Below are 17,612 nucleotides of genomic sequence, written 5' to 3'. Positions count from 1 at the left end.
ATTCTATCATAATTCAGGCCAGTTTGTTTGAAAAGATAAAGCTCCTTCCCGCTTATCATTCAGATGCTCGGATAATTTAATAGAAATCTTGAAGGAAACCTTTATTTTCTCATATAGTGAAAACTGCCGAACATAAAGAGAACCCCCTGATTTCCGGGGGTTAATTCATCTTAATGAGGTTTCAATTTTGTTAATGCTTCCTGGGCGGCATGCTGTTCAGCCGCTTTTTTTGATTTGCCGTTTCCGGTTCCGAGAATTTCTCCATTTAAAGAGACAGTGGCTACAAACTCACGATTGTGGGCAGGGCCTTTCTCCTGAAGAATTTTATATTCCAAAGAACCTTTGCTGTCTCTTTGAACAAACTCCTGCAGCTGACTTTTGAAATCCATCACATGAGAAAAAGCACCATCATTAATTTTAGGAAATACACATTTATCTAAAAAGGCAACGACAGGGTCAAGCCCTGAATCCAAATATAAAGCTCCGATAAATGCTTCAAAAACATCTGCCAGCAGAGCAGGTCTAGCTCTTCCGCCAGTCATTTCTTCACCTTTACCAAGCAGTACAAGCTTTCCAAATGATAATTCATTTGCGAATGCTACAAGCGACGGCTCACATACAATAGCTGCACGGACCTTTGTTAAATCACCTTCGCTCATTGTTGGATATTTCTTAAATAAAAACTGAGAAATCGTTAATTCTAAAACCGCATCTCCTAAAAATTCCAGTCGTTCATTGTCCTCGTAAGGCTTTTTGCGATGCTCATTCACATAGGATGAATGTGTGAAGGCTTGATACAAAAGTCTTTCATTTTGGAATGTATGGCCAATTTGTTCTTGAAATTGTTTGAATTCTGCTTTTTTGACAAACGATCTTCTCTCTCTGTAATTCATCTTCGGCATAGGTACCTCCATCACTTAAACAAACGCATCTTTTCATTTTTGTTCCATGTTTTAAAAGGGATAAAGTCCCGCTTTAAAACGGGACTTTAAATGCAACATTACTGTTGACTTTGTATGTAGTTCACAGCGTCTCCCACTGTTGCAATTGTTTCTGCATCTTCATCAGAAATCTCCATATCGAACTCATCTTCAAGTTCCATAACAAGTTCTACTACATCAAGGGAATCCGCACCTAAATCGTCTTTAAAAGAAGCTTCCATTTTTACTTCAGCCTCATCAACACCAAGACGGTCAACGATAATTTTCGTTACGCGAGCCATTACATCTGCCATAACATTTCACCTCCCCTCAAAGTATTATAGTGTATATCCTATTAAAAAACTAGCCGAAATCAGAGAATCCAAAAGAAGACCTCTAAATCTTTTTTACATGACCATTCCGCCGTCAATATGGATCGTTTGCCCTGTGATATAGCTGCTTTTATCAGAAGCTAAAAACGTTACTGCATTTGAAATGTCGGATGGCTCGCCAAACCGGGCAAGCGGAATTTGCTTCAGCATTTCATTTTTCACTTCTTCTGTCAATTTATCCGTCATATCGGTTGTAATAAACCCGGGTGCGATGGCATTGACGGTAATATTTCTCGATGAAAGCTCCTTAGCTGCTGTTTTCGTTAAGCCGATAACACCAGCTTTTGCCGCTACATAATTCGCCTGACCAGGATTTCCGCTAACTCCTACAATGGATGCAATATTGATGATTCGTCCTTGACGCTGCTTCATCATTTGGCGGGTAACTGCTTTTGTTGTGAGAAAAACACCTTTTAAATTGATGTTAATGACATCATCCCATTCAGAGTCTTTCATTCTCATCAGCAGATTATCCTTTGTAATGCCGGCATTGTTAACTAGTATGTCCAGTCTGCCGAATTGCTCCACTGTAGCTTTTACCATAGCAGCTACAGCATCACTGTCGCTGACATCTGCCTGAACGGCAAATGCTTCTCTGCCGAGTGCCTTTATTTCATCAACAACTTCATTCGCTTTCGCTTCGCTCCCAGCGTAATTTACAGCTACATTTGCACCATTCTGAGCCAGTTCAAGTGCAATCGCGCGGCCGATTCCTCTTGATGCTCCAGTAACTAATGCCACTTTACCTTCAACCATTATTTGACCTCCCTGAGCTTTTCGATTGCAGCTTCGATTGACGCTAAGTCAGATACAGCAATCGTGTTCACCTTGCGATCGATTTTTTTCACTAATCCTGAAAGAACTTTTCCAGGACCGATTTCAACAAATGTCGTAACACCCTGTTCAATCATTTCGCCGATCGATTGTTCCCACCTTACTGGTGAAAACAATTGTTCGACAAGCAGGGTTTTTATGTCTGCGCTGCTTGTTACAGGCGCTGCCGTTACATTTGCCACCACAGGTATAGAAGCATCGCTAAGGCTAACCTCATCAAGTATGCTTTTAAACTTTTCTGCAGCAGGCTTCATCAGCTCTGAATGAAACGGACCGCTCACATCAAGCGGGATCGCTCTTTTCGCGCCATTTTCTTTTGCTAATGCAGATGCCTTTTCCACGCCTTCAGCTGTTCCTGAAATGACAATCTGACCAGGGCAATTTAAGTTCGCAAGCTGTACAGAGAAACCATCGTTTGTGATTTGATCTGTTACTTCGCGAAGCTCATCTGAATTCATTCCCAGAATGGCTGCCATAGCTCCGACACCTGCAGGAACTGCTTCGTTCATATATTCTCCGCGTTTTCTGACAGCATATACAGCATCTTCAAAGGAAAGAACTCCTCCTGCAACAAGTGCTGTGTATTCTCCAAGACTGTGTCCAGCAACAAAATCCGGCTGAATCCCGCTTTCTTTCAATTTTTCCAATAAAGCGATGCTTGCTGTCAGCAGAGCCGGCTGTGCGTTGTATGTTAATGTCAGCTTTTCTTGCGGACCTTCAAAGATTAACTCAGAAAGCTGAAAACCAAGCTTGTCATCTGCAGCTGCAAATACACTGCGCGCTGCTTCAACTTCATCATACAGATCTTTCCCCATGCCGACGGTCTGCGACCCTTGACCAGGAAAAATAAAGGCTAGTTTACTCATATTCTATCTCCTCTCAGGCTTGAACAGAGTTCGTTTTTTCAATTGTTTTCTGAATGGTTTTGCAGACGTCGTTATTTACCATCTCACGCGCCTGGCGGATTGCATTGTAGACAGCGTTCGGATCTGAAGAACCGTGCGCTTTAATAACCGGCGCTTTCAGGCCGAACAATCCGGCACCGCCGTACTCAGAGTAATCCATTTTCACTTTAATCTCTTTTAATTGCGGCTTTAATACTGCTGCTGCAAGTTTAGATTTCATATTGCTGGTCAGTGCTGACTTCAGCATTTTAAATACGGACAGCGCTGTTCCCTCTATTGTTTTTAGAGCAACATTGCCGGTAAATCCGTCCGTAACAACGACATCAGCTACTCCGTCAAGAAGATCTCTTGCTTCAACGTTTCCAATAAAGTTTAAATCGGATTCTTTCAGTAATTGAAATGCTGCTTTTGTCAGCTCATTTCCTTTTTTGTCCTCTGTGCCGACATTCAGCAAACCGATTCTTGGGTTTGAAAGGCCGCGGACCTTTTTGACATAAATAGAGCCCATGATTGCGTATTGCTGCAAATGCTCAGGCTTTGCGTCAACATTTGCCCCAACATCAAGCATTAAGAACCCTTGTCCTTCAATGGTTGGAAGTGTGGGCGACAATGCTGGCCTTTCAATTCCATCAATTCTTCCAACTATAAACAAACCTGCTGTCATTAATGCACCGGTGTTCCCGGCAGATATACAGGCATCAGCCTGTCCTTCTTTTACAGCGTTCGCCATCAGCACCATTGATGCATCTTTTTTTCTTCTCACCGCTCTGACAGGTTCATCTGTTCCTTCAATAACGGTATCAGTATGTACAATTGTAATTCTTTCCGGATTTGAAAGATGTTCTTTTATAAGAGCTTCTTTACCGTATAAGATAATCTCAATATCGTTAAATAGAGTGACAGCTTTCATTGCACCTTCTACGATTGCTTTAGGAGCATTGTCTCCTCCCATTGCATCAATTGCGATCTTCATTGCTGAAACCTGCCTTTTTCATCGTTTTTGATCGATACATGTCAAATGTGCCTGAGAAAACCAGCTCAGTTCCTACATAACTGTTCACATCAACAGTCGTTCTTCCTTTATCTTCATCTACTTTTATCACTTTAGCTTTTGCGATCACTCTTTCTTTCTCTTTAACCGGTCTTGTAAAACGAATATTCGCCTTAGCCGTTAAAGCCAGTTCATCATCTATTACCGCAACTGCCAGTGAATTCGCCTGAGCAAATAAATGATGGCCGCGTGCGATTTGATTCCGGACAAACACATGCTCCTTTTTCACTTCAAACATAGAAATGGCAGAGGAATCAAGATCAAGATCGATAATTTCGCCGATTACTTCTTCTAAAGGAAGTGATTTCACTTCATCGTCAAGCTGCTTGACAGCAACATGCTTAATTCGTTCGCGAAGCTCAGGAATGGAAAGCTCAAGCCGGTCTAGCCTGATTGTCTGTATGCTGACACTGAATTTATCCGCGAGCTCTTCATCGGTAATAAAAGGTGTTTCATTTATAGTCTGCTGCAGCATCGACTGCCGCTCTTTTTTTGATTTTCTCATTTAGTCTGACACCGTCCGCACTCTTAAGACTAGGTACTAATAGTAGTATATAATCAAATAAAGCAGATTGCAAGGTCCAAATGCAATCTGCTTTCTATGTTTTCGTATTCTATTAATCTAATTTATCACCATCAACAACACCTGTTTTTTCCAGATACTCTCTGAGCTCCCAGTAATCATCCGACTGCCAGAAAGCTTCGGATTGAACGAGCTTTGCCGCATCACTCCGGGCGGTTTCAAGCGCACGGTAATCATGAACCATATCAGCCACTTTAAACTCAGGCATACCGCTTTGCTTTCTGCCAAAAAAGTCTCCAGGGCCTCTGAGTTCCAGATCTTTCTCTGACAGCTCAAAACCATCCGCTGTTTCTGTCATAACCCGCATGCGTTCTTTGCCGGTTTCTGATTTTGGATCTGCAAGCAGAATACAGTAAGACTGTGAGCTTCCTCTTCCTACTCGTCCTCTTAATTGATGGAGCTGTGAAAGTCCGAAGCGCTCTGCATCATAAATCATCATAACAGTCGCGTTAGGTACATTGACTCCTACTTCAACAACGGTTGTCGAAACCAAAATTTGAACCCGGTTTTCACTGAACTCTCTCATCACTTCATCTTTTTCTGCACTTGTCAGTCTGCCATGCATCAGCCCTACATTCCATTTGTCTTTATAAAAATGAACGAGGGTGCCGTGAACATCGATTGCATTCTGAACATCAAGCTTATCCGACTCTTCGATAAGGGGACAGATAACATAAGCCTGTCTTCCCGCCTGAAGCTCTTTATGAATAAAACGAAGAATGCGGTCTAGCATTTCGTGCTTAACCCAATACGTTTCAATTTGTTTTCGGCCAGCCGGAAGTTCGTCGATCACAGAGACATCCATTTCTCCAAATGCCGTGATGGCAAGCGTTCTCGGAATTGGAGTAGCTGTCATAAACAGGACATCCGGATTTTCTCCTTTAGCGCGCAGCACTTTTCTCTGCTCAACACCAAAGCGATGCTGTTCATCTGTTATAACAAGTCCAAGCTTTGCAAAATGGACATCCTGCTGAATCAAGGCGTGTGTTCCGACTATAAATTGGATTTCACCATCTGCAGCTCTCTGCAGCAGTTCTCTTCTTTTTTTCCCTTTCACTGAGCTAGTCAGCAAGGAGACAGTTACAGGGAAGCTGCTGAAGGTTTGCGCAAGTGATTCTGCATGCTGTTCTGCTAAAATTTCCGTCGGCACCATCAGAGCAGCTTGATAGCCGGATAAATGAGCGGCATACATGGCAATGGCCGCAACTACGGTTTTACCTGAACCTACATCTCCCTGAAGGAGGCGATTCATGCGGTAATTTGACTTCATGTCGGTTAAAATTTCACTGACAACCCTTTGCTGAGCATTTGTTAGCGGAAACGGGAGTGATTCCGTAAATCCGTCTAATTGCAATGGATCGATCTGATGGATAATTCCATGCGACTGCTCCCGCTGAAATTTTCGCAAAGCCTGCATTTTCAGTTGAAACAGGAGGAATTCCTCATAGACAAAATATCTTCTTGCATGCTTTAAATCCTCATGCTTCAATGGATGATGCATCGTAAAAATCGCCTCTCTTTTAGGCGGCAGACGATAGGCTGCCATCAGCTGCAGAGGGATCATATCCGTTATGTCAGAAGCGTATTGACTCAATGCCTGATTGATGAATTTCCTCATCGTTTTGACTGTTATCTTTTCTTTAACAGAGTACACCGGTTCAATTTCATGCTGCTTTGCCTGAGGACCAAATACGATTTCACTGACGGAAATCGTCTGCCGATGTTTGTCCCATTTTCCGGAGATGGTAATGGTGGACTGCAGCACAAGCTTCTTTTTGTAATATGGGCGGTTAAAAAACACGGCGCTGATTAAATATCTTCCAACGAGAACCCGAACAGTCAGCCTTGATTTCTTTTTGCCGAAAAAGGCAAGAGAAGGTTCACTATGAACCTTCCCCTCGACTGTCACCCGTTCATCATGCTGTACTTCCGCTAAGTCCTTCAGGCGATAATCTTCATAACGATATGGCAAATATTCAATTAAGTCTTTTACTGTATAAATGCCCATTCCATTTAAGATCTCTTCAGACTCCGCCCCTATTCCCTTTACGGCACTGACAGGCTGCATGAGATTATTGTCCGCGTTCATCAAGCGATATCCCAAAAATTTTCGCCTCGAGTTCACGGCCGGTTGGAGTTGCCGCCAGTCCTCCCTGTGCTGTTTCTTTAAGAGCAGTCGGCATGGATTGCCCAATGCGGAACATCGCATCAATCACTTCATCACATGGTATGCGGCTCGTAATGCCTGCCAAAGCCATGTCAGCAGCGATCATTGCATTTGCAGCACCCATAGCATTTCTTTTTACGCACGGAACTTCTACTAAACCGGCTACCGGATCGCAAACTAGTCCGAGCATATTTTTCAGAGTAATAGCCATAGCCTCTGCAGCCTGGCTAGGTGTGCCGCCTGCCATCTCCGTTATGGCAGCTGCAGCCATGCCTGAAGCAGATCCGACTTCAGCCTGACAGCCTCCGGCAGCTCCAGAAATAGATGCGTTATTTGCAACAACAAATCCAAAAGCACCAGACGTAAATAAAAAATCAATCATTTGTTCTCTGCTTGGATTTAATTTAGCTTTCACAGCAAAAAGAGTACCTGGAACAACGCCCGCTGATCCTGCAGTAGGTGTTGCGCAGATTGTTCCCATTGCAGCATTAACTTCGTTTGTGGCAACCGCTTTACTGACGGCATCCAGAATAATTTCTCCAGAAAGGAAATTCCCCTTTTGAATATAGGCCTGCATGAGAACAGCGTCTCCTCCAGTCAGCCCTGAATGAGATTTCACCCCGGCAAGTCCCTTTTCAACGGCTTGTTCCATTACCGTTAAATTCTGATCCATCATGGACAAAATTTGCTCGCGTGTTCTTCCGGTCATTTCCATTTCCTGCTGAATCATAATTTCTGCTATTTTAACGCCCTTGCTTTCTGCAAGTTCGACTAGTTCTGCTACATTTCGAAACATGTTTTTTCCCCCAGTCACATCACTGCTTCTTTTTAGCTTAATCTGCTATTTTCGTTACTTGAAGAATATTCGGCAGTGTTTTAAGTTCATCCAGTACAGCGGTATCAATGTTTTGATCTACTTCAATTGTCATTAAAGCTAGCTTGCCTTTTTCCTTGCGTGCTACATTCATATGGCCAATATTAATCGCATATTTCGCCAGAACATTCGCTACAGCTGCAATGGCGCCAAAACGGTCATTGTGAACAACTAATATGGCAGGATGATTTCCTGATAATTCCAATTCAAACCCGTTCAGTTCAGTAATCTCAATTTTCCCGCCGCCGATTGAGATTCCCACCAGCTCAAGCTGGCCTTGATCGTCGCCAATGATGACACGTGCTGTATTCGGATGATCGGTTATGGCTTCCTCTTCAGTGAAGGTTACTTTCATTCCTTTTTGATCTGCAATCTCTAAAGATGTTTTTATTCTTTCATCAAATGTGTCAAAATCAAGCAATCCGCCGATAATGGCTACATCTGTGCCATGTCCTTTAAAGGTTTTGGCAAACGAGCCGTAAAACGAAATAGCCGCCCACTTCGGCTCTCTTCCAAACAGGCTCCGTGCTACTCTCCCGATTCTTGCAGCCCCTGCTGTATGCGAGCTTGACGGGCCGATCATAATGGGTCCAATGATATCAAATACACTTCTATATTTCATAAAATCCCCCTAAGATTAGAAAAAAGTTACTGACAAAATCTAATTCTCCCCTGCAAATCTCAGTTTACCAGAAAATGATCCATTGCGAAAACGTAATCATACTGGAAAAAAGAAAGATAAGGAAAGCTTATGAAATTTCAGCTTACATAAGAAATAGAAGGGGGAACCCCCTTCTACTTTTATTGTATTATTCAATTGAAAAGATGTAAGAATATAAAGGCTGTTCACCCTTATGAACTTCTACTTCTATTTCTGTATATTTTTCTTCAATGAATTGCACCAATTCCTGCAATTCATCATCAGCAGCATCTTCACCTTGAAGAATTGTAAGAATTTCATCATCTTCTGAAATCATGGCTTCGAGAAGTTTTTTCGCAGAGGCTAATTGGTTTGTATCCTTTGTTACAATTTTGCCATTTGCGATTCCCATAAAATCGCCCTTTTCAATATCAAGGCCGTCAATATTCGTATCGCGGACAGCGTACGTAATTTGACCTGTCTTGACAGAGCCCAGAGCGTCCTTCATGTTTTCTTCATTGTCTTCTGCAGATGCTGAAGAATTGAAGGCAAGCATTGCTGCCATTCCTTGAGGCACTGTTTTTGAAGGAATAACAATTACGTGATCATCAACAACAGAAGCCGCCTGCTGAGCAGCCATGACAATGTTTGAATTGTTAGGCAGGATAATGACATTCTCTGCATGAACATCTTTAATGGCCTGAACAATATCCTCTGTGCTTGGGTTCATCGTTTGTCCGCCTTCAATGACAGAATGAGAGCCGATGCTTCTGAAAAGATCAGCAATGCCTTTCCCCATTGTCACGGCAACGATGCCGAATTTTTGTTTTTCTTTCTTTTTGGAAACAGGTTCAGCTGCAGGCATAGACGGGACGTTATCAAGCAAACTTGTATGCTGCTGGCGCATGTTTTCAATTTTCATGTTGATCAGGCTTCCATAACGCTGGGCATATGTTAATACCTGTCCAGGATATTCTGCGTGAATATGTACTTTAACGATTTCTTCATCAGCAATAACTAATAAAGAATCACCGTGCTCACTGAGATCCTGTCTGAACGTTTCCTCAGTAAAAGCGTCTTTGTCATCTTCAAACCGCACCATGAATTCTGTACAGTAGCCAAATTCAATGTCTTCTGTATTGATGTGGGAAGCTACACTTTTATGATGTTCAGCACTTACAAGATCAGTCATCGAAGCAGTAACCTTAATATTTGACACTTTTTCGCCTCTCAGCTCAGCAAGGAAACCTTCATATACAAATACAAGACCCTGTCCTCCGCTGTCGACTACTCCGACCTCTTTAAGTACAGGCAATAAATCCGGTGTTCTCTCTAAAGATGCTTTAGCTTCTGTTAAAATCGCTTCCATTAATTGATCAATTGAAATAGATGAATCAGCTTCAATTGTATCAACCGCTTTTTGGGCAGAGTCTTTGGCAACGGTTAAAATCGTACCTTCAACAGGTTTCATAACCGCTTTATAAGCAGTGTTGACACCAGCCTGAAGCGCGTTTGCAAAATCAGCGCTTGTAATCACGCTTTTTGATTCAATCGCTTTTGAAAAGCCTCTGAACAGCTGGGACAGAATAACACCTGAATTCCCGCGTGCTCCCATTAATAGGCCTTTTGAGAGTGCTGCACCGACCTTGCCAATGTGTTCAGAAACATTATTTTTAACCTCTTTCGCACCTGAGGTCATCGAAAGGTTCATATTTGTTCCAGTATCTCCGTCCGGAACAGGAAAAACGTTTAATGCATCAACGTATTTTGCATTGTTTGACAGGTGACCTGCTCCCTGCAAAATCATTTCCGCAAAACGTTTTCCATCTAAGGTTGTAATTGACACGGACTTTTTCCTCCTTACTACGGGTTCGTTACACGAACACTCTGAACAAAAATATTGACTGAATCAACAGCTAGTCCAACTGTTTTATCCAGTGTGTACTTCACTTTCGTTTGAACATTATGAGCCACTTCAGAGATTTTTGTTCCGTAGCTGACGATAATGTACATATCAATATTGATATGATCTTCTTCTTGGCGGACAATAACTCCGCGGCTGAAATTTTCTTTTCTTAAGATCTCAGTGATGCCGTCTTTAATCTGATTTTTTGATGCCATTCCGACAATGCCATAACAGTCAATTGCTGCACCGCCTGCAACAGTTGCAATGACTTCGTTGGATATGTCAATTTGTCCGTACTTTGTTTTCATCTCAATGGACATGATTGTTCCCCCTTTGGTATTGTTCGCATAGGCTAAAGCTATTTTACTATATACAAGAGATTTTTAAAAGTTATTCTATAGCACTGCCACGGGACATCTTTCCCTATAGTATTATTCAGCATGAAATATTCATGTATGTCAAGGAAAAATTCTTGAAAGCAAAAGCAAGAACTATTGCATTCCGAAAGGAGTTGTGATAAATTATTAAAGTATCTCATGACAAACAAGATTAGTATGTTTGAATTGGAAAGGTTTTTTGCAGTTAGGAGGGAATACGATGGCACGTAAATGCGTAATCACTGGTAAAAAAACACGTTCTGGAAACGCACGTTCTCACGCAATGAACGCTTCAAAACGTACTTGGGGTGCTAACCTTCAAAAAGTACGTATCTTAGTTGACGGCAAACCAAAACGCGTATATGTATCTGCTCGAGCTTTAAAATCTGGTAAAGTTGAGCGTGTTTAATCAAAAGCTTTAAGCTTTTGACCCGTTCATTTCTATAGATTTTCGAACGAATTCAGGACGGGATTTAAAACATATGAAAAAAGTACCGCTAAAGGGCGGTGCTTTTTTTATATTCTTAAAGATCCCAAAATGGCCCAAAAAGGCAAAAAGCGCCTTCTTTGGCCATTTTCTATTTTACCTGAATGACCAGGGCGCTTTGCTTCTGCTCTTAATCTTTTTTAAACGAGCCCAGCATCGCCCGAACGATGCCACCTAAAAACTTCGGTAATTTGATCGTATAAAATTTCATACTTTCCCTCCTCAGCCATTCGTTCAAAATGATGATGAAAGATTCAGCGGATCTGTTTTTTCCATTCTTCATCGTATGCGAAGCATTGCAGCCCCGATTATTTTTTTAAACATCATAGTTTAAAAAACGCTCCAGAAGTTATTCATCAGTACTTCTTACCATCATTAATATGCCTTGCTCAAATGAAAAAGTACCGAACGAAAGAATAAGTTCATTACTAATACATAATGTAGAGCCAAGCTTAATATGACAATTTAACAGCGGATATTTGAAGCCCTCAAGGGTTATGCCTTTTACTTCCCCGCTTACAGGAAGAAACGAAATATACGGATAACTGCTTTCTCTCCCAACCTTATAAGTGCCTGGCAGATGCACTGTAACTTCATTCGTATGATCAATGATCTTAATCGGTGCATTCGGATACTTTGCAAGCAGCTGCGTATTGGCAAGAAAATGATCGAGTCTTCCCCCGGTTGAACCAAAGAGAAGTATTTCACCAGGCTCCTGCAAAATTGCCCATTCTAAAGCAATCTCCGTATCTGTTTGATCCTTCTCAGGCGGAAATAAGTCTATATTCAGAGACGATTTTGTTAAATCCTCACGTTCTTGGTCTGTAATAGAATCAAAGTCGCCAAATGCTCTAGCAGGTGTAATACCTGCTTCCTGAAGGTAGATAACTCCCCTGTCGACACCAATCCAGATAACAGGATCCGCATCATATCTGGATAAGGATGGTATATACTTTTTCGGTCCGCCTGCAACAATGTAAATTGACTTCATTTTATTCATCCTTGCTTATTTATAGTTTACATAATATTATTATGATTTCTTTTTATCGATTGAATTCTTAAAAAAAGAACCGCAAAAGCGGTTCTTAAGCGTTCCTTATTTCACGTATCGCTTTCATGCGGTCCGGCTGATTGTATATGGCTGAACCTGCTACCAGCACATTTGCTCCTGCTTCTATGCAAAGCTTAGCTGTTTCTGCATTTACTCCGCCATCTACTTCGATCTCCGTCTGCAGCCCGCGTTCCTTCACCATTTCTGCTACTTCCGTAATTTTCGGCAGGACAGAATGAATAAAAGATTGGCCGCCGAATCCAGGGTTCACTGTCATAAGAAGAACCAGATCAAGGTCATCGAGAACATGTTTAATGACATCTGCGGGTGTATGGGGATTAAGAACAACCCCTGCTTTTACACCTTCAGACTTAATAAGCTGAATGGTCCGGTGTAAATGCGGACATGCTTCTGCGTGAACAGAAATGATATCCGCACCCATTTTAGCAAACGGACCGATGAAAGCGTCAGGATTCTCAATCATTAAATGAACATCTAAAGGGAGCTTTGTCACCGGTCTGATTGCGTCGACAATCAGCGGACCGATTGTGATATTAGGTACAAAATGCCCATCCATCACATCGACGTGAATATAATCCGCTCCCCCTCTTTCAACATCTTCAATTTCTGCTCCAAGGCGGGAAAAATCAGCTGAAAGAATCGATGGTGCAATTTTAATCATGGTTAGTACCTCGGCTTTCTATCCTTAATTTCTTCAATAAAGCTCAAATAATGGTCATACCGGTATTTCGGGATTTCATTATTTTCCACTGCTGTCTTAACCGCGCATTTTGGTTCTGACACATGTGTGCAGGCTCTGAATTTGCATTGATCGCTTCTTTCTCTCATTTCCGGAAAACAATAAGACAGATCTTCTGCTTCAATATTCATGAATTCAAGTGAACTAAAGCCAGGCGTATCTGCGACTAATCCGGATCCGACTGGAATAAGCTCTACATGCCTTGTCGTATGCTTTCCTCGTCCCAAGTGAGAGGAGATGTCACTGGTTTTAAGGGCAAGTTCAGGGCGCAGCACGTTTAAAAGAGATGATTTTCCAACACCGGACTGGCCGGCAAATACTGAGATGCGGTCATTTAACAATGGCAGCAGTTCGGCGATGCCATCAGCCTCAAGTGTAGAAGTCAGTCTCACTTCATATCCCATTTTGCGGTAATCATCCGCATAGGCTAAAATCTCATTCTTCTGTTTTTCGTCTTCAATTAGATCTGTTTTGCTGATGCAAATAATCGGCTCAATATCATTCGATTCAATAAGGACTAAAAAGCGGTCAAGAAGCACTGTGCTGAAATCAGGCTCAACAGCAGAAAAAACAAGGATGGCCTGATCGACATTTGCAATCGGAGGACGGACAAGCTCGTTTTTCCGGTCCAGTACCTCCTGTATAGTGCCTTCACGTTCATTTTCATAATCGTAAATGACTTCGTCTCCAACCAGCGGTGTTACTTTGTTTTTACGGAAAACACCGCGGCCGCGGCACTGAATCGTCCGCTCTCCGTCAAGACAATAGTAGAATCCGCTTAACGCTTTAATAATTTTGCCTTTAGGCATACATTTCCTCCTTGATTGCTGCAGACAATTACTCAGGGTATGGAATAATTTCGGATTTCACTACCCTATTTTCGATGATAACCTGATAAAAAGCCTTCTCATCAGGAGCAATCGAAAATTCTATTTCACGCGAAGTCGTTTCAGTGGTAGTAAACTTATCGTATACATCTGAAATAGAATGCTCTGCATCATCTATGTTAATACTGACCTCGGCTGGCTGTCCTGCAAGCTCTGGCGGATAAGGAATTTCAATCGTTTTCTTTACTTTTTGAATTGGCATTGGTTCCGGACCAAGCGATATTTTCGCTTCAAGCGTATCTCCTGGGAGTACTTTTTCAGATGGTGCAGGAGATTGAGAGATGACTTCTCCTTTGCTGACCGTGTCTGAATAAACATCTTTCCTGACCAATTCAAGATCATTTTCTTCAATATAAGCATTTAAAGCTTCTTCTGAATAACCTGTTAAATCCTGAAGCTCAAACTCCTCAGGTCCCTTGCTAACCGTTAAGACCAGTTCATCTTCTCCTGGGATAACCTCCACTCCAGGTTCAGGATCCTGTTCTAAAATCGTTCCAGCAGCTGTTTCATTAAATTCTTCTTCCACTTTAATGTTTGTAAACCCTTTTCTTACAAGAAGATCCCGGACACGGTTAATATCACGGTTAACATAATCATCTAGCTCCACCTTCTCTTTCCCTGAGCTTTCATATATGATGATTGTGTCTCCTTCTTTTACAGTTTTGCCGGCTTCCGGTTTTGTTTTAACAACAAAGCCTTCCTGAATTTCTTCATCTTCTATATGAATTGGATCATCCACAACAAACCCATCAGCAAACAGCTGTTCAACCGCTTTTTCATACTTCATTCCCGTTAAATCCGGTACCTCAACATCCTTTGGCATAAGAAGTGTAGGAAGAAGCGTTACCGCGGCAACACTTGAGACCAAAAGCAGAAGAAAGATTGTCAGTATGATCCTGCCAGCCTTGCCTTTTTTCTTTTTCTCTTTTTTGCCTTTTTTATTTTCTTCTTTTAAGGGCTTCTTTGATGCTTCTGTACCACTATTCTCATGAGGGCGGACAAGGGTGTCATCGGTTTTTTCATACATATTTGAATCCGTGATGATCGGAATCGCTTTTGTTGCTTCATTATCTTCCGGAATAACGAATTTCTCTTCATTCAGACGCTCTGGTTTAAGCGCAGTTGAAATATCTTCTTCCATTTCTTCAGCAGATTCATATCTGTGAAAGGTATCCTTTGCCATTGCTTTTAAAATAATGTTCTCAACACTCTGCGGAATCGTAGCATTCCACCGTTTAGCTGAAGGTGTTTCAGACTGCAGATGTTTCAGCGCAATTGAAATAGCAGATTCTCCGTCAAAAGGCAGTCTGCCGGTCAGCAGTTCAAAAAGAACAATCCCCAGGGAATAAATATCTGATTTTTTATTCGCCATTCCTCCGCGGGCCTGCTCAGGCGATAAATAATGTACAGAACCGAGCACAGAGTTTGTCTGGGTAATCGTTGTGGAGCTTAATGCCATTGCGATGCCAAAATCGGTTACCTTCACATTTCCATGCGGATCGATCAAAATGTTATGCGGCTTTATATCACGATGAACGATATGATTTTCATGGGCGTGTGCGATTGCAGATACTATCTGCTCCATTATATTTAAGGCTTCTCTGGGATGCAGCGGTGCATATTGCTGTATGTATTGTTTTAACGTATTTCCTTCAACGTATTCCATGACGATATAGTAGATGCCGTCTTCTTCCCCAACATCAAATATACTGACAATATTCGGATGTGCAAGGCTTGTTGCTGATTGTGCCTCACGTCTGAATCGCTTAATAAACTCATCGTCATTTGAAAAATCAAATCTTAGGACTTTCATTGCAACATCGCGATCTAAAATCATATCCCGCGCCAAATATACGTTCGCCATTCCTCCGCCGCCAATAACCCGAAGAATTTTATACCTGCCGCTTAATCGCTTGCCAATTAACACGTCTGATCACCCTCTTTGATTTCAGACGGCTGTTTGACGATGACGAGTGAAATATTATCCTCTCCCCCATTATCATTTGCCTGATTGACCAAAGACAATGCAATCTCGTTAAGTGACCCGAGCGAAGTTAATGTCTGCTTCATTTCACTCTCGCCAACTTTGTTGGATAGTCCATCTGAACATAAAAGCAGGATATCTGATTCCTCCAGACAAATGGATGTTAGATCAAGTTCAACGTGTTCTTCAGTACCTAAAGCCCTGACAAGAACATTTTTTCGCGGATGATGTTCTGCATCTTCCTTTGAAATCTGTCCTGAACGCACGAGTTCATTTACAAGGGAATGATCCTCTGTAATTTGTTTAAAACCGTCAGTATTGCATAAATATCCCCGGCTGTCGCCGATATGGCCGATTGTAGCAAAGCTTCCGGTACATACAGCTGCAACAACCGTTGTACCCATGCCTTTGCAATCGGGATGCGTCAATGCATGTTCCAGTAAAATAGAGTTAACTTTTTCGATATGCTCTTTAAGCCAATTAACAGCAAGGTCAGGAGAAGAAATGCGGGAAGCTGATTCCCACATTTCTTTCAGTATTGCAATCGTCATTTGACTTGCAACATCCCCTGCTAAGTGACCTCCCATACCATCTGCAACAACTGCCAGCACATCTCCGTCTTCATTTTTAAAGACGCCAACACTGTCTTCATTATGCTGCCTTACTTTTCCCCTGTCTGTTACAATAACGGTTTCCATGAAGTCACCTCGTCTCTTCTTTGCGCTCCTTCGCTCTAAGCTGACCGCATGCTGCATCAATGTCGTGTCCCTGCTCTCGTCTGGTCGTTACATTTATGCCGCGTTTTTTCAATGTCTTTTCAAACAGATCAATCTGTTCTCTTGGAGTTCTGACATAGTCTCGTTCAGGCACATAGTTGACCGGAATTAAGTTCACATGACATTTGAGATGCTTAATAAGCTTCGCGAGCTCTTCAGCGTGCTCTACCTGATCATTTACTCCGCCAAATAAACCATATTCAAAGCTCACACGGCGGCCTGTTTTATTCACATAATACTCAATGGCTTCCATAAGCTCAGGAAGCTTATACGCCTTGTTGATTGGCATTAAACGGCTTCTCAGCTCTGTGTTTGGTGCATGCAGAGAAACGGCAAAGTTAATTTGCAGGTGTTCATCTGCAAATTTATAGATTTTTGGAATGATCCCGCTCGTTGAAACAGTAATATGGCGGGCTCCAATATTTAATCCATCATCATGATTAATGATTTTAAGGAATCCCATCATTTCATCATAATTGTCAAATGGTTCGCCTATTCCCATAATGACCACATGACTCACACGTTCTCCCAGCTCATCAAGTGCCTTCTGTACTTTTACGACCTGAGCAACGATTTCTCCTGCTTCTAAGTTGCGTTTTAATCCGCCAAGTGTAGATGCACAGAACGTACAGCCAATCCGGCAGCCGACTTGTGTTGTGACACAAACGGAATTTCCATATTCATGGCGCATCAGAACTGTTTCTATTGAATAACCATCATGCAGTTCAAATAAAAACTTCATTGTGCCGTCATTTGAAGTTTGCTGAATAATAGTCTTAAGTGTGGTTAATACGAAATGTTCATCAAGCTTGCTTCTTAGCGCTTTGGATAGATTTGACATTTCTTCAAAAGAGGCTGCCCTTTTTATATAAAGCCAGTCAAAAATTTGTGCAGCTCTGAACGGCTTTTCGCCTTTCTCTGTTAACCAGTTTTGCAATTCTCCGAGTTCAAGAGAATAAATGGAAGGTTTTACTTGATCTTTGATGACTGTTTTTTTAGTTCGTTTTACTTCTTCCAT

Annotated in this window: 19 protein-coding genes; 1 reads left to right on the top strand and 18 read right to left on the bottom strand. The window is 42.0% G+C overall.

The window, feature by feature from the left end:
• Positions 1–170 precede the first annotated feature (170 nt).
• From rnc to LIT25_10395, 11 genes are all read right to left on the bottom strand, one after another.
• Positions 171–902 (bottom strand): ribonuclease III, encoded by a 732-nt coding sequence (gene rnc, locus LIT25_10445; protein ID USK35671.1) that lies wholly within the window; start codon positions 900–902, stop codon positions 171–173.
• 98 nt (positions 903–1,000) lie between these two features.
• Positions 1,001–1,234 (bottom strand): acyl carrier protein, encoded by a 234-nt coding sequence (gene acpP, locus LIT25_10440; GenBank protein ID USK35670.1) that lies wholly within the window; start codon positions 1,232–1,234, stop codon positions 1,001–1,003.
• A 93-nt stretch (positions 1,235–1,327) separates the two neighbouring features.
• Complete coding sequence (fabG, locus tag LIT25_10435; GenBank protein USK35669.1) at positions 1,328–2,068, bottom strand: 3-oxoacyl-[acyl-carrier-protein] reductase; 741 nt, start codon at positions 2,066–2,068, stop codon at positions 1,328–1,330.
• Positions 2,068–3,012 carry an ACP S-malonyltransferase gene (gene fabD, locus LIT25_10430; GenBank protein USK35668.1) on the bottom strand — a complete coding sequence of 315 codons (945 nt, stop codon included), beginning with the start codon at positions 3,010–3,012 and terminating at the stop codon, positions 2,068–2,070. The genes fabG and fabD overlap by 1 nt, the downstream gene beginning before the upstream one ends.
• 13 nt (positions 3,013–3,025) lie before the next feature.
• Positions 3,026–4,024, bottom strand: coding sequence for a phosphate acyltransferase PlsX (plsX, locus tag LIT25_10425; GenBank protein ID USK35667.1), 999 nt, complete (start codon positions 4,022–4,024; stop codon positions 3,026–3,028).
• Positions 4,008–4,607, bottom strand: coding sequence for a transcription factor FapR (gene fapR, locus LIT25_10420; protein ID USK35666.1), 600 nt, complete (start codon positions 4,605–4,607; stop codon positions 4,008–4,010). The genes plsX and fapR overlap by 17 nt, the downstream gene beginning before the upstream one ends.
• Positions 4,608–4,719: 112 nt before the next feature.
• Entirely contained in the window at positions 4,720–6,774 is a 2,055-nt protein-coding gene (gene recG / locus LIT25_10415) for an ATP-dependent DNA helicase RecG (protein USK35665.1), read from the bottom strand.
• Positions 6,758–7,648, bottom strand: a complete 891-nt coding sequence (gene sdaAA, locus LIT25_10410; GenBank protein USK35664.1) for an L-serine ammonia-lyase, iron-sulfur-dependent, subunit alpha — start codon at positions 7,646–7,648, stop codon at positions 6,758–6,760. Before sdaAA ends, recG begins: the two co-directional genes overlap by 17 nt.
• A 37-nt stretch (positions 7,649–7,685) precedes the next feature.
• Positions 7,686–8,348, bottom strand: coding sequence for an L-serine ammonia-lyase, iron-sulfur-dependent subunit beta (sdaAB, locus tag LIT25_10405; protein ID USK35663.1), 663 nt, complete (start codon positions 8,346–8,348; stop codon positions 7,686–7,688).
• A gap of 187 nt (positions 8,349–8,535) precedes the next feature.
• Positions 8,536–10,212, bottom strand: coding sequence for a DAK2 domain-containing protein (locus tag LIT25_10400; GenBank protein USK35662.1), 1,677 nt, complete (start codon positions 10,210–10,212; stop codon positions 8,536–8,538).
• Positions 10,213–10,229: 17 nt separating this feature from the next.
• Positions 10,230–10,592, bottom strand: coding sequence for an Asp23/Gls24 family envelope stress response protein (locus LIT25_10395; GenBank protein ID USK35661.1), 363 nt, complete (start codon positions 10,590–10,592; stop codon positions 10,230–10,232).
• Positions 10,593–10,869: 277 nt separating this feature from the next.
• On the opposite strand from LIT25_10395, the gene rpmB reads away from it, so the two are divergent.
• A complete protein-coding gene (gene rpmB / locus LIT25_10390) occupies positions 10,870–11,058 on the top strand; it encodes a 50S ribosomal protein L28 (protein USK35660.1) in 189 nt (62 codons plus the stop codon).
• A gap of 208 nt (positions 11,059–11,266) precedes the next feature.
• Here the strand turns inward: rpmB and spoVM are convergent, their stop codons facing one another.
• From spoVM to rlmN, 7 genes are all read right to left on the bottom strand, one after another.
• The gene (gene spoVM / locus LIT25_10385; GenBank protein ID USK36232.1) at positions 11,267–11,347 is read right to left on the bottom strand and encodes a stage V sporulation protein SpoVM; all 81 of its coding nucleotides are present in this window, start codon (positions 11,345–11,347) and stop codon (positions 11,267–11,269) included.
• Between the two features lie 138 nt (positions 11,348–11,485).
• Positions 11,486–12,127 carry a thiamine diphosphokinase gene (locus LIT25_10380; protein USK35659.1) on the bottom strand — a complete coding sequence of 214 codons (642 nt, stop codon included), beginning with the start codon at positions 12,125–12,127 and terminating at the stop codon, positions 11,486–11,488.
• Positions 12,128–12,221: 94 nt separating this feature from the next.
• Positions 12,222–12,869 carry a ribulose-phosphate 3-epimerase gene (rpe, locus tag LIT25_10375; GenBank protein ID USK35658.1) on the bottom strand — a complete coding sequence of 216 codons (648 nt, stop codon included), beginning with the start codon at positions 12,867–12,869 and terminating at the stop codon, positions 12,222–12,224.
• A 2-nt stretch (positions 12,870–12,871) separates the two neighbouring features.
• Positions 12,872–13,756: a ribosome small subunit-dependent GTPase A gene (rsgA, locus tag LIT25_10370; protein USK35657.1), complete on the bottom strand. Its 885-nt coding sequence runs from the start codon at positions 13,754–13,756 to the stop codon at positions 12,872–12,874.
• Positions 13,757–13,784: 28 nt separating this feature from the next.
• The gene (gene pknB / locus LIT25_10365; GenBank protein USK35656.1) at positions 13,785–15,761 is read right to left on the bottom strand and encodes a Stk1 family PASTA domain-containing Ser/Thr kinase; all 1,977 of its coding nucleotides are present in this window, start codon (positions 15,759–15,761) and stop codon (positions 13,785–13,787) included.
• Positions 15,755–16,516 carry a Stp1/IreP family PP2C-type Ser/Thr phosphatase gene (locus LIT25_10360; GenBank protein USK35655.1) on the bottom strand — a complete coding sequence of 254 codons (762 nt, stop codon included), beginning with the start codon at positions 16,514–16,516 and terminating at the stop codon, positions 15,755–15,757. Before LIT25_10360 ends, pknB begins: the two co-directional genes overlap by 7 nt.
• Before the next feature lie 4 nt (positions 16,517–16,520).
• Positions 16,521–17,612 carry a 23S rRNA (adenine(2503)-C(2))-methyltransferase RlmN gene (gene rlmN / locus LIT25_10355; GenBank protein USK35654.1) on the bottom strand — a complete coding sequence of 364 codons (1,092 nt, stop codon included), beginning with the start codon at positions 17,610–17,612 and terminating at the stop codon, positions 16,521–16,523.

The organism is Bacillus sp. F19 (genome assembly GCA_023823795.1).
Classification (GTDB): Bacteria; Bacillota; Bacilli; order Bacillales; family Bacillaceae; genus Bacillus_P.
Note: the sequence above shows the minus strand (reverse complement) of the source record. Positions and strands in the feature narration are given on the sequence as shown.

Coding starts and splice junctions, on each gene's coding strand:
- rnc (USK35671.1), bottom strand. CDS start 902: ATGCCGAAGATGAATTACAGAGAGAGAAGATCGTTTGTCAAAAAAGCA.
- acpP (USK35670.1), bottom strand. CDS start 1,234: ATGGCAGATGTAATGGCTCGCGTAACGAAAATTATCGTTGACCGTCTT.
- fabG (USK35669.1), bottom strand. CDS start 2,068: ATGGTTGAAGGTAAAGTGGCATTAGTTACTGGAGCATCAAGAGGAATC.
- fabD (USK35668.1), bottom strand. CDS start 3,012: ATGAGTAAACTAGCCTTTATTTTTCCTGGTCAAGGGTCGCAGACCGTC.
- plsX (USK35667.1), bottom strand. CDS start 4,024: ATGAAGATCGCAATTGATGCAATGGGAGGAGACAATGCTCCTAAAGCA.
- fapR (USK35666.1), bottom strand. CDS start 4,607: ATGAGAAAATCAAAAAAAGAGCGGCAGTCGATGCTGCAGCAGACTATA.
- recG (USK35665.1), bottom strand. CDS start 6,774: ATGAACGCGGACAATAATCTCATGCAGCCTGTCAGTGCCGTAAAGGGA.
- sdaAA (USK35664.1), bottom strand. CDS start 7,648: ATGTTTCGAAATGTAGCAGAACTAGTCGAACTTGCAGAAAGCAAGGGC.
- sdaAB (USK35663.1), bottom strand. CDS start 8,348: ATGAAATATAGAAGTGTATTTGATATCATTGGACCCATTATGATCGGC.
- LIT25_10395 (USK35661.1), bottom strand. CDS start 10,592: ATGTCCATTGAGATGAAAACAAAGTACGGACAAATTGACATATCCAAC.
- rpmB (USK35660.1), top strand. CDS start 10,870: ATGGCACGTAAATGCGTAATCACTGGTAAAAAAACACGTTCTGGAAAC.
- spoVM (USK36232.1), bottom strand. CDS start 11,347: ATGAAATTTTATACGATCAAATTACCGAAGTTTTTAGGTGGCATCGTT.
- LIT25_10380 (USK35659.1), bottom strand. CDS start 12,127: ATGAAGTCAATTTACATTGTTGCAGGCGGACCGAAAAAGTATATACCA.
- rpe (USK35658.1), bottom strand. CDS start 12,869: ATGATTAAAATTGCACCATCGATTCTTTCAGCTGATTTTTCCCGCCTT.
- rsgA (USK35657.1), bottom strand. CDS start 13,756: ATGCCTAAAGGCAAAATTATTAAAGCGTTAAGCGGATTCTACTATTGT.
- LIT25_10360 (USK35655.1), bottom strand. CDS start 16,516: ATGGAAACCGTTATTGTAACAGACAGGGGAAAAGTAAGGCAGCATAAT.
- rlmN (USK35654.1), bottom strand. CDS start 17,612: ATGGAAGAAGTAAAACGAACTAAAAAAACAGTCATCAAAGATCAAGTA.